Source organism: Salinibacterium sp. dk2585 (assembly GCF_008001035.1).
GTDB lineage: Bacteria > Actinomycetota > Actinomycetes > Actinomycetales > Microbacteriaceae > Homoserinimonas.
Window position 1 is genome coordinate 171,752 of the sequence record NZ_CP042856.1, and the last position, 13,677, is coordinate 185,428.

General features: G+C 68.2%; 11 protein-coding genes. 7 read left to right on the forward strand and 4 right to left on the reverse strand.

Annotated elements, in window-relative coordinates:
- Position 1 precedes the first annotated feature (1 nt).
- The 5 genes from FVA74_RS00905 (at position 2) to FVA74_RS00925 (ending at position 5,468) form a co-directional block, all read left to right on the forward strand.
- A complete protein-coding gene (locus FVA74_RS00905) occupies positions 2–589 on the forward strand; it encodes a nucleotide exchange factor GrpE (RefSeq protein ID WP_147719910.1) in 588 nt (195 codons plus the stop codon).
- 136 nt (positions 590–725) lie between these two features.
- The gene (locus FVA74_RS00910; protein ID WP_147719911.1) at positions 726–1,718 is read left to right on the forward strand and encodes a DnaJ C-terminal domain-containing protein; all 993 of its coding nucleotides are present in this window, start codon (positions 726–728) and stop codon (positions 1,716–1,718) included.
- A 2-nt stretch (positions 1,719–1,720) separates the two neighbouring features.
- Positions 1,721–2,143, forward strand: coding sequence for a heat shock protein transcriptional repressor HspR (locus tag FVA74_RS00915; protein ID WP_147719912.1), 423 nt, complete (start codon positions 1,721–1,723; stop codon positions 2,141–2,143).
- Positions 2,140–3,309, forward strand: a complete 1,170-nt coding sequence (locus tag FVA74_RS00920; RefSeq protein WP_147719913.1) for a class I SAM-dependent methyltransferase — start codon at positions 2,140–2,142, stop codon at positions 3,307–3,309. The genes FVA74_RS00915 and FVA74_RS00920 overlap by 4 nt, the downstream gene beginning before the upstream one ends.
- A gap of 2 nt (positions 3,310–3,311) precedes the next feature.
- Positions 3,312–5,468: an ATP-dependent Clp protease ATP-binding subunit gene (locus tag FVA74_RS00925; RefSeq protein ID WP_147719914.1), complete on the forward strand. Its 2,157-nt coding sequence runs from the start codon at positions 3,312–3,314 to the stop codon at positions 5,466–5,468.
- Between the two features lie 134 nt (positions 5,469–5,602).
- On the opposite strand, the gene FVA74_RS00930 is transcribed toward FVA74_RS00925, so the two are convergent.
- Positions 5,603–7,288 carry a long-chain-fatty-acid--CoA ligase gene (locus FVA74_RS00930; protein ID WP_147719915.1) on the reverse strand — a complete coding sequence of 562 codons (1,686 nt, stop codon included), beginning with the start codon at positions 7,286–7,288 and terminating at the stop codon, positions 5,603–5,605.
- Between the two features lie 117 nt (positions 7,289–7,405).
- Between FVA74_RS00930 and FVA74_RS00935 the strand changes: the two genes are divergently transcribed.
- Together FVA74_RS00935 and FVA74_RS00940 are read left to right on the forward strand one after the other, a co-directional pair.
- The gene (locus FVA74_RS00935; protein WP_147719916.1) at positions 7,406–9,460 is read left to right on the forward strand and encodes an acyltransferase family protein; all 2,055 of its coding nucleotides are present in this window, start codon (positions 7,406–7,408) and stop codon (positions 9,458–9,460) included.
- Between the two features lie 20 nt (positions 9,461–9,480).
- Positions 9,481–10,539 (forward strand): magnesium and cobalt transport protein CorA, encoded by a 1,059-nt coding sequence (locus FVA74_RS00940; RefSeq protein ID WP_147719917.1) that lies wholly within the window; start codon positions 9,481–9,483, stop codon positions 10,537–10,539.
- Here the strand turns inward: FVA74_RS00940 and FVA74_RS00945 are convergent.
- The 3 genes from FVA74_RS00945 to FVA74_RS00955 are packed head-to-tail and all read right to left on the reverse strand — an operon-like array spanning position 10,536 to position 13,584.
- The gene (locus FVA74_RS00945) at positions 10,536–11,576 is read right to left on the reverse strand and encodes a low specificity L-threonine aldolase (protein ID WP_147719918.1); all 1,041 of its coding nucleotides are present in this window, start codon (positions 11,574–11,576) and stop codon (positions 10,536–10,538) included. The genes FVA74_RS00940 and FVA74_RS00945 overlap by 4 nt on opposite strands.
- Before the next feature lie 17 nt (positions 11,577–11,593).
- Positions 11,594–12,703 carry an ABC transporter permease gene (locus FVA74_RS00950; protein WP_255471409.1) on the reverse strand — a complete coding sequence of 370 codons (1,110 nt, stop codon included), beginning with the start codon at positions 12,701–12,703 and terminating at the stop codon, positions 11,594–11,596.
- Entirely contained in the window at positions 12,700–13,584 is an 885-nt protein-coding gene (locus FVA74_RS00955) for an ABC transporter ATP-binding protein (RefSeq protein WP_147719919.1), read from the reverse strand. The genes FVA74_RS00950 and FVA74_RS00955 overlap by 4 nt, the downstream gene beginning before the upstream one ends.
- Positions 13,585–13,677 lie beyond the last annotated feature (93 nt).

Genomic DNA, 13,677 nt, shown 5'->3' on the forward strand with positions numbered 1-13,677 from the left:
CATGGCTGACCAGAATCACAACAAGGACCAGGGCGCGGACGTGCCCGAGCCCGACGTTGGTCGCGAGGACCTCGAGGAGGCCGCCGATGGCCTGCTCGAGGCCGAGGGCCCCGATGTGGAGACCTCGCTCGACGACGCGGACCTCTCGTTCCTCGAGCAGAACGCCAACGACCTGGCGGCGGAGCGTCTCGCCGACCTGCAGCGCCTGCAGGCCGAGTATGCGAACTACCGCAAGCGGGTCGACCGCGACCGTGAGGTCAACCGCCTCCAGGCGGCACAGGACCTCGTTGCCTCGCTGCTCCCCGTGCTCGACGACCTCGACCTCGCCGAGTCGCACGGAGACCTGCAGGAGGGCGGCCCGTTCGCCCTCATCGCGCAGAAGCTCCGCACGACCCTCGAGAAGACAGGCCTGGAGCGGCTCGGCGCGAAGGACGACGAGTTCGACCCCAACCTTCACGAGGCGATCGCGCAGATCCCCAACCCCGATGTCACCGTCATGACGGTGCTCGACGTGCACAAAGTCGGGTACCGGATGGGCGACCGCCTGCTTCGCGCGGCGCAGGTCGCCGTCGCGGTGCCGCAGGAGTAGATCCACACCGCGGGTTGAGTAGCGCGGGATACCGACCTCGCCGGCACGGTCGGCGCTGGGGTCGCACAATCGCTGGCGCGCTTGTCCCCAGCTCCACCGCGCTACTCAACCCACGCGAACTTTTGAAAGGAGTCTGATGGCCAGTCAGGACTGGTTGGAGAAGGACTTCTACAAGGTGCTGGGCGTCTCCAAGGACGTTTCGGACGCCGAGCTGAAGAAGACTTATCGCAAGCTCGCGCGCCAATATCACCCCGACTCCAACCCGGGGGATGCGAAGGCTGAGGCCCGCTTCAAAGAGATCAGCGAGGCCAACGCCGTGCTCTCCGACCCGGAGACGCGCCGGGAGTACGACCAGGTGCGGGCGATGGGCATGGGTGCCCCGCGATTCAGGGCGGGCGGCCAGGGCCAGGCCGGTGGCTTCGAGGACGTCTTCGGCGGCATGTTCGGCGGCGGCGCTCCCGGTGGCGCAGCGGGCGGCGCCCGCGGCGGCTACCAGACGGCAGACTTCAGCGACATCTTCGGCGGCATGTTCGGGGGCGGCGGCTTCAGCGGCGGCGGCTTCCGCGGTGCCCAGTCGAAGGGGCGGGATGTCAACGCCACGACGACGCTCGACTTCGTCTCGGCCATCAACGGCGACACCGTGCGGCTGCAGGGTGTCACCGGCAAGCCAATGACGGTGCGCATCCCTGCCGGCGTCAGCGACGGACAGAGGATCCGACTCAAGGGCAAGGGTGAGCCGAGCCCCGACGGCGGCCCCGCCGGCGACCTGACCCTCACGGTCACCGTCAAGAAGCATCCGGTGTTCACTCGCGACGGCAACAACCTGCGCGTCGACGTGCCCGTCACCTTCGTCGAGGCCGTGCAGGGCGCCACGATCGAGGTGCCCACTCTGGGCGGCGAACCCGTCAAGCTCAAGGTGCCGCCGGGCACGCCGAGCGGCCGGGTGCTGCGGGTCAAGGGCCGCGGGGTGACCTCGGGGGGAGCATCCGGTGACCTGCTCGCAACCGTGCAGGTCGTGGTTCCAAGTCACCTGACCCCGGATGCCGCGAAGGCCGTCAAGGCACTCGCGAAGGCCCTGCCGGATGAGAACCCTCGCGATGACCTGATCGCCAGGGCGCGAAGGGGATGAGCATGGATCCCGCCGCTCCCCTCTTCGCCATCGCTGTCGCGGCCGAGCTGGCGGGAATGCACCCGCAGACGTTGCGGCAGTACGACCGGCTGGGCCTCGTCAGCCCAAAGCGCACGAGCGGCAAGTCCCGCCGCTACTCGATGCGGGATGTCGTGCAGTTGCGCGAGATCGCGGCGCTCGGGGCCGAGGGCGTCAGCCTTGAGGGGATCCGCCGAATCATGTCGCTCGAGAACCGCGTCATGGAACTCACGGAACGGGTGCGCGAACTCGAGACCGCGCTCGCCGACGAGATGCTGAAGCACTCCGGCCGTCGCGTGTTCGCCGCCGACGAGACCGGCGCCGTCGTCTCGTTGCGCGCGGGAGAACGCGTGCGTCGCGCCAACCAGGTCGTCGTGTGGCGGCCCCTCGAACGCGGCCAGTCATGACGGGGTTCGCCTTCGAGCGGCTGCGCCGTTGGCCAGACCTCGAGGCGCCCAACCTGTTCGCGTTCGATGCGAGTGATCGGCTGATCCTCGACGAGGCGGCCGCCGAAGTCGTCGCGCATCCTGATGCGGTCGTCACGATCGGCGACCGGTACGGGGCCCTGACGCTCGGCGCCGCGGCGCTGCACGGTGCCACGGGCATCCGCTCGCACCAGGACGCGCTGATCGGCGAACGCGCCCTCGACGCGAACGCCCACGAGCTCGGGCTCGACGGATGCTTCGCGCACCACGATCTCGACGCTGCACTGTTCCGGGGCGCGCGCACGGTGCTCATGCAGCTCCCCAAGAGCCTCGATCAACTCGACGAGGTTGCCGGGCTGATCGCCGCCCACGCCGACCCGGCCGTCGTCGTCTACGCCGGCGGACGCATCAAGCACCTGACCCCCGCCATGAACGAGGTGCTGGGGCGTCACTTCAGCGAGGTCTCGGCGACGCTCGCTCGGCAGAAGTCGCGCGTGCTCGTGGCCCGCGCGCCCCGCGCCGGTGACAGTGACTGGCCAAAACGCGAGTTCCACACCGAGCTGGGCCTGTGGGTGTGCGCGCACGGCGGCGCATTCGCGGGCACGCGGCTCGATATCGGCACGCGCTTCCTGGTGCAGTTCCTCGACCAGGTGAAGGCGAATGCGCGCACGGCCATCGACCTCGGCTGCGGCACGGGCGTCCTTGCGGCCGCGCTCAAGCGTTCGCGGCCCGAGCTGGAGGTGCTCGCCACCGACCAGTCGGCGACGGCGGTGGCATCCGCTCGCGCGACCATGGCGGCCAATGAGCTCGACGTGACGGTAGTGCGAGACGTTGGCCTCGCGTCGAGGCCGGATGCATCGGCCGACGTCGTGCTGCTGAATCCGCCGTTCCATGCGGGGTCGACCGTGCACTCGGGGCTCGCGCAGGCGCTTTTCGCTGACGCGGCGCGGGTGCTGCGTCCCGGCGGGGAACTATGGACCGTCTTCAACTCGCACCTCGGCTACCGTCCCGCGCTGCAGCGCACGGTCGGCCCGACTCGCATCGTGGGGCAGAACCCGAAGTTCACCGTGACGGTGTCCGTCGCTGGTGTTCGCGAAGACGCTGGAGTAAACTTGAGTTATACCGACTCAACTTCGGAGAAGAGGTAGTAATGGCCAACATGCAGGGGGCTCCGGCCACCGACGAGGAGCAGAAGTCCGCGCTCGAGCAGTACGGCGTCGACCTCACCGAGATCGCGCGCACGGGCAAGCTCGACCCTGTCATCGGTCGTGACGCCGAGATTCGCCGCGTGAGTCAGGTGCTCACCCGGCGCACCAAGAACAACCCCGTGCTCATTGGAGAGCCGGGCGTCGGCAAGACCGCGGTCGTGGAAGGCCTCGCGCAGCGCATCGTCGCGGGGGACGTGGCCGATTCCCTCAAGGGCAAGCGCCTCGTCTCGATCGACCTCGCGGCGCTCGTTGCGGGTGCCAAGTACCGCGGAGAGTTCGAGGAGCGTCTCAAGGCCGTGCTCAAGGAGATCAACGACTCCGACGGCCAGGTCATCACCTTCATTGACGAACTGCACACCCTCATGGGCGCCGGCGGCGGTGACGGCTCGGTCGCGGCGTCCAACATGCTCAAGCCCATGCTCGCCCGCGGGGAACTGCGCCTCATCGGCGCCACGACACTCAACGAGTACCGCGAATACATCGAGAAGGATGCCGCGCTCGAGCGCCGCTTCCAGCAGGTGTACGTCGGCGAGCCCTCGGTCGAAGACACCGTCGCCATTCTCCGCGGACTCAAGGATCGCTACGAGGCCCACCACCGGGTCGCGATCGCCGACAACGCCCTCGTCGCCGCGGCGACCCTCAGCAACCGCTACATCACGGGGCGCCAACTGCCCGACAAGGCGATTGACCTCATCGATGAGGCGGCAAGCCGCTTGAAGATGGAGATCGACTCCTCGCCCGTCGAGATCGACGAGCTCAAGCGCGCGGTGGACAGGATGCGCATCGAGGAACTGGCGCTCAAGAAGGAGAAAGACCCCGCGTCCAAGGCGCGGCTGGAGAAGCTCCGCGAGGACATGGCCGAGAAGCAACAGACCCTGGGCGAGCTCGAGGCGCGGTGGCGCAACGAGAAGTCCGCGCTGCAGGATGTCGGTGAACTCAAGAATCAGCTCAGCGACGCCCGCATCAGGCTCGACCTGGCCATGCGCGAGGGCGACTACCAGTCGGCGTCCAAGCTCAACTACGAGGTGATCCCGCGCATCGAGCAGAGCATCGCGGAGGCCGAGCACGCCGAGGTCGATGGCGAGCGCATGGTCAATGACCAGGTCACCGACAGCGACATCGCGGCCGTCGTCGCCGCCTGGACGGGCATCCCCGTCGGCCGTCTCATGCAGGGCGAGACCGAGAAGCTGCTGCATCTCGAGGCGGAGCTGGGCAAGCGCCTGGTGGGCCAGAAGAAGGCGGTCGGAGCGGTGTCGGATGCCGTCCGTCGCTCGCGCGCCGGAATCGCCGACGAGAGCCGGCCCACGGGCTCGTTCCTGTTCCTCGGCCCGACGGGCGTCGGCAAGACAGAACTCGCGCGAGCCCTCGCGGAGTTCCTCTTCGACGACGAGAAGGCCATGGTGCGCATTGACATGAGTGAGTACGGGGAGAAGTTCTCCGTCTCACGACTCGTCGGCGCCCCTCCCGGCTACATCGGCTACGAGCAGGGCGGCCAACTCACGGAGGCCGTTCGCCGGCGCCCGTACTCGGTCATCCTGCTCGACGAGGTTGAGAAGGCGCACCCCGAGGTCTTCGACGTGCTGCTGCAGGTGCTCGACGACGGGCGTCTCACGGACGGGCAGGGTCGCACGGTCGACTTCCGCAACACCATCCTGATTCTCACCTCCAACCTCGGCAGCAACTTCTTGATGGACGCCACCATGACGCCCGAGATGCGGGAAGAGGCCGTCATGCTGGCGGTGCGGCAGACCTTCAAGCCCGAGTTCATCAACCGCCTCGACGACATCGTCATCTTCTCGCCGCTCTCCCGCGAAGACCTCGCGGCGATCGTGGAGCTGTACATCGATCGTCTGGCCCGCCGGCTCTCCGAGCGGCGACTCGAGCTCGGAGTCACGCCGGATGCCCGCGCCTGGCTTGCGGAGCGCGGCTACGACCCGATGTACGGAGCGCGCCCGCTGCGCAGGCTCATGCAGAAGGAGATCGACGACCGGCTCGCGATGGCGATCCTCGGCGGCATGATCAAGGACGGCGACACCGTGCTCGTGTCGCTCAACCGCGAGGGCGACGCCCTCGAGGTGAGCCGCGCCGAGATGGAGTAGCGCGGCACACGCCTGGCACAGCGGGGCCTTTCCCGGGTGCGCGGTTTCTGATGCACTTGTGGGGCGACGCGCCGATTGTGAACGCGGCTCTCCCGAGCGTCGGCCCACAAGTGCATCAAGAACCGCAGGCGGAGTCAGCGCAAATCGAGCAGCTGCTGCTTCACCTCGCGCCGCAGCACCTTTCCGATCATGGAACGCGGCAACTCGTCGACCGCGACGACGATGCGCGGCACCTTGTAGGCGGTGAGGAGGTGCCGGCAGTGCTCGCGCACGCTGGCCACGTCGAGGGACGCCCCGGGTGCGAGCACGACCGCGGCCGCGACATCCTCACCCCCGCTCTTCGACGGGATGCCGACGGCTGCGGCCTCGGCGATCGATGGGTGCGAGAGCAGCGCCTCCTCAACCTCGGAGGGTGCGACGTTGAAGCCCCCCGTGATGATGAGTTCCTTCATCCGGTCGACGATCGTGATGTAGCCGTCGTCGGAGACGCTCACGATGTCGCCCGTGCGCAGCCAGCCGCCGGGGAGCAGCACGGCGCGGGTCTCGTCTGGCTTGCGCCAGTAGCCTTTGAAGACCTGCGGGCCGCGCACCAGCAGCTCGCCTCCCGTGACATCCGTCGCCGGGTCGTCGGGGTCGACCACCCGGATCTCCGTCGAGGGGAACGGTACCCCTACCGTGCCGGGGCGCCGCGTCGGCCCCATGGGGTTACCGGCCGCAACGGGTGAGGTTTCGGTCATGCCGTAGCCCTCGATCAGCAGGCCCCCGGTCGCCTTCTCCCACTTCTCGACCGTCTCGATGGGCAGGTTCATGGCGCCGGAGATGGCGAAGCGGATGCCGCGCAGGCTCACCCTCTTCTTCGCCGCCGCGTCAGCCAGCCGAGCGTAGATGGGTGGCACGGCGGGCAAGAAGGTCGCGGGCGTGCGCTTCATGGCGTCGAGCACGAGCTTCTCGTCGAACTTGGGGAACAGCACGAGCCGCGCCCCGATGCTCATCGCGAAGGTCAGGCAGAGCGTCAGCCCGTAGGCGTGGAACATGGGCAGCACCCCGTAGACGACCTCGCGCCCCGGCTTCAGGCCCTGCACCCACGCCTCGCCCTGCATGGCGTTGACCCGAAGGTTCGCGTGGGTCAGCACGGCGCCCTTGGGGGTGCCGGTGGTTCCGCTCGTGTACTGCAGCACGGCGGTGTCGGTGAGTGACGGTGCCGGATGCGAGCGGCGCAGCGGGCGGGCATCCGTCAGTGTCGTCCATGCCACGGTGCCGGGTGCGGCCTTGCCGACCGTGAGGGCCTCGCGCGACCTGCGGGCGGCGGGAAGGGGAAGCCGGAGGGCGAAGCGGGTCTTGCGGGGCATTGCCCGCGTGATGTCGACCGAGACGACGTGCTCGACCCCCATGTCCTTGGGAAAGTCGACGACGGATGCCGCGACCCTGTCCCACACGATCGCGACGGTTGCGCCGTGGTCCTCGAACTGGTGGCGCAGCTCCCGCTGGGTGTAGAGCGGGTTGTGTTCTACGACGATGGCCCCGAGGCGCAGGACGGCGTAGAACGCGACGATGTGCTGGGGGCAGTTTGGCAGCACGATGGCGACGCGGTCGCCCTTCTCCACGCCGAGCTTGCGCAGGCCGTTCGCGACGCGCTCGACCTGCTCGCCGAGTTCCCGATAGCTCATGCTCGCGCCGAAGAAGTCGAGGGCGGGCCGCCGGCCGTACCGCTTGATTGTGGCGGCGAGCATCTCGACGAGGGTCTGGCTCGGTGCCGCGACGTCGTGCGGCACGCCCTTCGCGTATGAGGCCAGCCAGGGGCGGGCAGAGAGATCAGTCATCGTGCTCATTGTGCTCCGGCCTGCCGCCGGGTTGTCTGGGAAAGCAGTCCCAATGCGCCCCAGACACTCGCTTCCCGGGGGCGTCCGGCGTCCCAGCCGCTGGTACTCTGGCCCACGATGAGCCACGCACTCGCCGAACGCCGGCGCCAACGACCCGCGCCCGCTAAGCACTTCGAGGCACATATCCAGGGCTTGCGCGCGGTCGCGGTGCTGCTGGTGGTGCTGTTCCACTTCTGGCCGGGGCGCCTCTCGGGCGGCTACATCGGTGTCGACATCTTCTTTGTCATCTCGGGCTTCCTCATCACGGCGCACCTCGTCCGCGAGTTGACGAACACGGGCCGCATCAGCCTGCCGCAGTTCTGGGCGAGGCGCGCTCGCCGACTGCTGCCAGCATCCATCGCCGTGCTCGTCTTCTGCTCGGTCGCGACGCTGCTGTGGCTGCCGCTCAGTGGCCTCGGCGATACGGTGCGCGAGATCCTCGCGAGCACCTTCTACTTCGAGAACTGGATGCTCGCGGCCGACTCGGTCGACTACCTCGCCGCCTCCAACAATGCGACCATGGCGCAGCACTACTGGACCCTCTCGCTCGAGGAACAGTTCTACGTGCTGTGGCCGCTCCTCCTCCTGCTCGGCGTCGGCGCGGGGGCCAAGTTCTTCGCGCGCGGCCAGCGCGCCGCCCTCATCGGCACGATCGTCATCATCACGGTGCTGTCGCTCGTCTTCTCCGTCGTCTACACGGCGCTCGAGCCGGCGCCCGCCTACTTCGTCACCTTCACGCGCATGTGGGAGTTCGGCGTCGGCGCGATGCTGGCCCTCCTGCCGACCCTGCGACCGCGCAGCGCCTGGGCCAACGTTGTGCTCGGCTACGGTGGCCTCTTCGCGATCCTCCTGGCGGGCTACTTCTACGATGCGACGACGCCCTTCCCTGGCTACATGGCACTCGTGCCCGTGCTGGGCGCGGCCGCCGTGATCGTCGCCGGTCGTTCCGAGCGCTGGTGGGAGGCGGGTAGCATCCTGAGCCTGCGCCCCGCCCGCTTCATCGGTGACATCTCGTACTCGCTCTACCTCTGGCACTGGCCGCTCATCGTCATCGCGCCCTACGTGCCCGGCTGGGGTCTCAGCACGGCGCACCGCCTGACCCTCTTCGTGCTCTGCTTCGTGCTCGCCTGGCTCACCAAGAAGTTCGTGGAGGATCCGGGCCGCCAGTGGCGCTTCCTCACGAGCCGCCGCCCGCGCGTCACGGCCGCCTTCGCCGTCATCCTCATGGCGATCTCCGCCGCCTTCGCGGGGGTCGCCTACATGGTCAACCAGCCCAAGTACGAGGCCGCGGCAGCCGAACTCGAGACGATCCGGGAGGACTTCCCCGAGTGCTTCGGTGCCCTTTCGCTCGACGGCTGCGAAAACCCCGAACTGGCCGGCATGATCGTGCCGAGTCCCGGCTTCGGCAACGCCGACTCCCCCGAACACGAGGACTGCTTCGTGCAGCTCAACAACTCCGAGCTCGTCGCGTGTGAGTTCGGCAGTGACAAGGCGGATGCCCCGCGCATCGCCCTCATCGGCGACAGCCACGCCTACCAGTACATCGAGGCGATGATCCAACTCGCCGACGAGCGCGGCTGGGCACTCACGACCTACCTCAAGGGTGCCTGCCCCTGGAATGCGGCCGAGGTGGGCGGACCGAGCGCCGCCTTCACGGCCTCCTGTGCCGCGTGGAAGCAGAACCTCAAGGACGAACTCGAGTCAGGGGAGCCCTTCGACGCGATCTTCACCGCGGCGCTCGCGACGACCCCCTACCCGGGATCCGATGCGGATGCCCAGGCCGCCGGCTTCACGGAGGCCTGGGGCTGGGCCGGCGACACCCCCATCGTCACGATCGTCGACAACCCAGACCTCGCCGACGACCCCAACAAGTGCCTGCGCCAGAACGACGCCTCAGCCTGCACCGAGCCGCGCGACAGCGTGCTGGTCGAGCGCGACCCCATCGCGCTAGCCGGTGCCGAGGCATCCGAACTCCTCGACTTCACCGAGCTCTACTGCGACGAGGAGGAGTGCTTCCCGGTCGTGAGCGGGGCCAACGTCTACCGCGACCAGGACCACCTCACCGTGACCTGGACGCTCAGCATGCGCGACCAAATCGGCGACGCGATCGAGCGAGCGCTCGACTCGCGCTGACCGCGCCGAACGGAGCAACGATGACCATCGTCGACAACGCGATCTACGTCGCGGGCGCACGAGTGGCGAGCCCCAAGACACTCGATGAGACATTCGAGCTGCTGCGCCGGGGTGACGCCATGGCATGGATCGGGCTGTACCGGCCAGACCCGGCAGAACTTCATGCCGTGGCGTCGGAGTTCGATCTCCACCCCCTCGCGATCGAAGACGCACTGAAGGGCCATCAGCGACCCAAGCTTGAACGATTCGGCGACACCCTCTTCGTCGTGCTCCGTCCAGGCCGCTACATCGATGCCGACGAGGTCGTCGAGTTCGGGGAGGTGCACCTCTTCATCGGGCCCCAGTTCGTCGTCACCGTGCGGCACGCCGAGAACCCCGACATTGGACGCGTACGACGTCGGCTCGAGTCATCGCCGGAGTTGCTCGCCCTTGGCCCCGATGCCGTGCTCTACGCGGTGCTCGATGAGGTCGTGGATGCCTACGCCCCGGTCGTCGCCGGGCTCGAGAACGACATTGATGAAATTGAGGACCAGCTCTTCGGCGGCGACCAGTCGGTGTCGCGGCGCATCTACGAGCTGCACCGCGAGGTGATCTCCTTCCAACGGGCGACGGCGCCGCTGTCTGGCATGCTCGACGCCCTCCTGCGCGGCGCCGACAAATACGACCTCCACATCGAGGTGCAGCGTTCGCTGCGTGACGTGCACGACCACGTGATTCGGCTCACCGAGCGCGCGGACGCCTTTCGCGCCCTCCTCGAGAATGCGCTGACCGTGCACTCCACCCTCGTGACGCAGCAGCAGAACGACGAGATGCGCCGGCTTTCCGAAGCGAGCCTCGCCCAGAACGAGGAGACGAGGCGACTCTCCGAGACCGCCCTCGCCCAGAACGAGGGCGTCAAGAAGATCTCAGCCTGGGCCGCGATCCTCTTCGCCCCCACCCTCATCGGCACCATCTACGGCATGAACTTCGAGCACATGCCCGAACTCGCCTGGCCAATCGGCTACCCGCTCGCGCTCCTCGGAATGGTCGCGGGCAGCGTCATCCTCTACACGGTGTTCAAACGCAGGCACTGGCTCTAGAGGTCGAAGGCCGAGCGGATGTCGCGCGCGAAGGCGTCGACGTCGGCCTCCGTCGTGTCCCACGAGGTCATCCAGCGCACCTCGCCGCGGGCGGCATCCCAGTCGTAGAAGTGGTGCGTCTCGCGGAGGCGAGCCGCGGCATCCGTCGGCACGACCGCGAAGAGGGCGTTCGCGTCGATCGCCTGCGTGAATTCGACGACGCCCTCGAGCTGCTCGCGAAGCCGCGCCGCCATCGCGTTGGCGTGCTGCGCCGAACGCAGCCAGAGGTCGCCCTCCAGCAGCGCGATGAGCTGCGCCGACACGAAGCGCATTTTCGACGGCAACTGCATCGTGTACTTGCGGATGTAGGGGATGCCGACGGATGCCTCGGGGCTCAGCACGACGACGGCTTCGCCGAACAGCAAGCCATTCTTGGTGCCGCCGAAGCTCACGACGTCGACGCCGGCATCCGTCGTCAGCGCGCGGAGGGGAACGTCGAGGGATGCCGCGGCGTTCGCGAGGCGCGCCCCGTCGAGGTGCACACGCATCCCGAGCGAGTGGGCGTGCTCGCAGACGGCGCGGAGCTCCTCTGGCGTGTAGACGGTGCCGAGTTCGGTCGACTGCGTGACGCTCACCACGAGCGGCTGGGCGCGGTGCTCGTCGCCGCGGCCGCCCGCCTGCCGGTCGATCAGCTCCGGGGTGAGCTTGCCGTCGGGAGTGTCGACCGTGAGGAGCTTGATGCCCGAGACGCGCTCTGGGGCACCGTTCTCGTCGGTGTTGACGTGCGCCGTGCCCGCTGTGATGACGGCACCCCAGCGGGGAAGCATGCTCGTGAGCGCGACCACATTGGCACCCGTGCCGTTGAAGACGGGGAACGCCTCGGCAGTGTCGCCGAAGTGGCGGCGCACGACGTCCTGCAGGTGCGCGGTGTAGGCATCCGCCCCGTAGGAACTCTCGTGGCCGCCATTCGCCTCCGCGATCGCGGCGAGCAACTCGGGATGCACCCCCGCGTAGTTGTCGCTGGCAAAGTGACGCTGCTCAGGGTCGTGGAGTCGCATCCCTCAAGTCTCGCAGGTCAGCCCTTCAGCGCCTCCTTGAGCTTCACCCGCGAGCCCATGCGCAGCAGCCCGTTCTCGTAGATCCGCGCGCCCAGCATGATGATGAGGGCGGTCGCGCCGAGGAGGATCACGAGCGACAGCAGCGGCTCCCACCACTCGGTCGAGCCCATGAACACACGCATGGGCATGCCGACGGGCGCCGAGAAGGGCACGTACGACATGATGCCGAGCACGAGCGGGTTGTCGTTGAAGAAGATGACCAGGAAGTACGGGATCATCACGAGGTAGACGAGCGGGGCCGTCGTGACACCCATGTCCTCCTGCCGCGAGACGAGTGCGGCCGCCGCGGCGAACATTGCTGCGAGCAGCACGAAGCCGAAGAGGAAGAACACGATGAACCACACGAGTGAGGGCCCCACCTCGGCGAGCAGGATGTCTTGGCCGGAGGCGAGCATCCCGATACCGGCGGCGACGGCGATCAGCACGATCTGGCCGAGCGCGAGGATGCTGTTGCCGATGACCTTGCCCGCGAGGAGTGCCTTCGGCGAGACGGTTGCCAGCAGGATCTCGACAATGCGGGTCTGTTTCTCCTCCACGACACTCTGGGCGATGGCCATGCCGAAGGTCATGGCGGAGCTGAGGAACACGAAGCCGAATGCAAAGGCGACGAGGTAGAGCAGGAAACCGTCGGGCCCCTCGCTCTCCTCGAGCAGCACGACCTCTGGCGTGACGCTGAGCAGTTGCAGCACGTCGCCGGGCGCCTCCGTGAGCGCGAGCACCTCGACGCCGGTGGGGGCGTCGGCGGGGATCACTGCCGCCTCGACCTCCTCATCGCGCAACAGTTGCTCGGCTTCGGCGCGCGACTCCACCTCGGTGACATCCAGCGCTCCGGACGCCTCGGCCACGGCAACGCCCTGACCCACCGCCGCGACCCGGGTCAGCGACGGATTGGCGCCCATGACGCCGCCGACGACGACGGCCGCGACGACGCCGAGCACGAGGATCACCGTGCTGATGAGGAATGCCTTGCTGCGCAGTCGCATCCGGATCTCCCGGTCGGCGATCAGCCAGGTGGCGCTCGCGATGCCGAGGGGGCGGATGTCGCGGTCTGGGGTGGTCGCGGTCACTGGATGACCTCCTTGAAGATCTGGGAGAGAGACGGATGCTGCGGGGTGAAGTTCTTCACGGGGCCGGCCGCCATTGCGAGCCGCAGTACGCGCTGCGCCGTCTCGGCGGAGTCGGCGTCGAACACGGCAAAGCCGCCGTCGAACTCCGCGACGTCGACGCCCGGCTCGTCACGCAGCCAGCCGAGGTCGCCGTCGACCTGCAGCTCGTAGCGGTTGCCCGAGTGCTCGGCGCGCAGGCCCTCGCGGGAGCCGCTGGCCCGGATGCTGCCATCCGCGATCACGACGAGGTCGTCGCAGAGCCGCTCGACGATGTCGAGCTGGTGGGAGGAGAACAGTACGGGGGCGCCCTGTGCGGCGTAGTCCTTGAGCACGTTAAGCACGACCTCGACCGCGATCGGGTCGAGGCCCGAGAAGGGCTCGTCGAGGATGAGCACGGTCGGTTCGTGCACGAGGGCGGCCGCGATCTGGGCGCGCTGCTGGTTGCCGAGCGAGAGGCTCTCGACGGCGTCGTTCGCGCGCTCGCCGAGGCCGAGGCGCTCGAGCAGGCCATCCGTGTTGGCTTTCGCCCGCTCGGTCGAGAGACCGTGCAGCCGGCCGAGGTAGGTGATCTGCTCGGCGACCTTCATCTTGGGGTAGAGGCCGCGCTCCTCCGGCATGTAGCCGAAACGGGTGCGGGCATCCTTGCTGATGGGCTGGCCGTCGAGAGTCACGGTGCCGGAGTCGGGCGTGAGCACGCCCATCATGACGCGCATGGTCGTGGTCTTGCCGGCACCGTTGCCGCCGACGAAGCCGGTCATGCGGCCGCGCGCGACCGAGAACGAGACGTCGTGCAGCACCCGGCGCTCGCCGAAGGAGCGGGTAATCGAGTTGAGTTCGAGCATGGCTCCAAACTACGGACGCCGCGTGGCCGAGGCATCCGCCGTCAGGCTGGTTTCGCCTCTCCCTCTGCCGGTGGAGGCTGCGAGTGGCCAAAG

Coding starts and splice junctions, on each gene's coding strand:
- FVA74_RS00940 (WP_147719917.1), top strand. CDS start 9,481: ATGACCATCGTCGACAACGCGATCTACGTCGCGGGCGCACGAGTGGCG.
- FVA74_RS00945 (WP_147719918.1), bottom strand. CDS start 11,576: ATGCGACTCCACGACCCTGAGCAGCGTCACTTTGCCAGCGACAACTAC.
- FVA74_RS00905 (WP_147719910.1), top strand. CDS start 2: ATGGCTGACCAGAATCACAACAAGGACCAGGGCGCGGACGTGCCCGAG.
- FVA74_RS00925 (WP_147719914.1), top strand. CDS start 3,312: ATGGCCAACATGCAGGGGGCTCCGGCCACCGACGAGGAGCAGAAGTCC.
- FVA74_RS00910 (WP_147719911.1), top strand. CDS start 726: ATGGCCAGTCAGGACTGGTTGGAGAAGGACTTCTACAAGGTGCTGGGC.
- FVA74_RS00930 (WP_147719915.1), bottom strand. CDS start 7,288: ATGACTGATCTCTCTGCCCGCCCCTGGCTGGCCTCATACGCGAAGGGC.
- FVA74_RS00955 (WP_147719919.1), bottom strand. CDS start 13,584: ATGCTCGAACTCAACTCGATTACCCGCTCCTTCGGCGAGCGCCGGGTG.
- FVA74_RS00935 (WP_147719916.1), top strand. CDS start 7,406: ATGAGCCACGCACTCGCCGAACGCCGGCGCCAACGACCCGCGCCCGCT.
- FVA74_RS00915 (WP_147719912.1), top strand. CDS start 1,721: ATGGATCCCGCCGCTCCCCTCTTCGCCATCGCTGTCGCGGCCGAGCTG.
- FVA74_RS00920 (WP_147719913.1), top strand. CDS start 2,140: ATGACGGGGTTCGCCTTCGAGCGGCTGCGCCGTTGGCCAGACCTCGAG.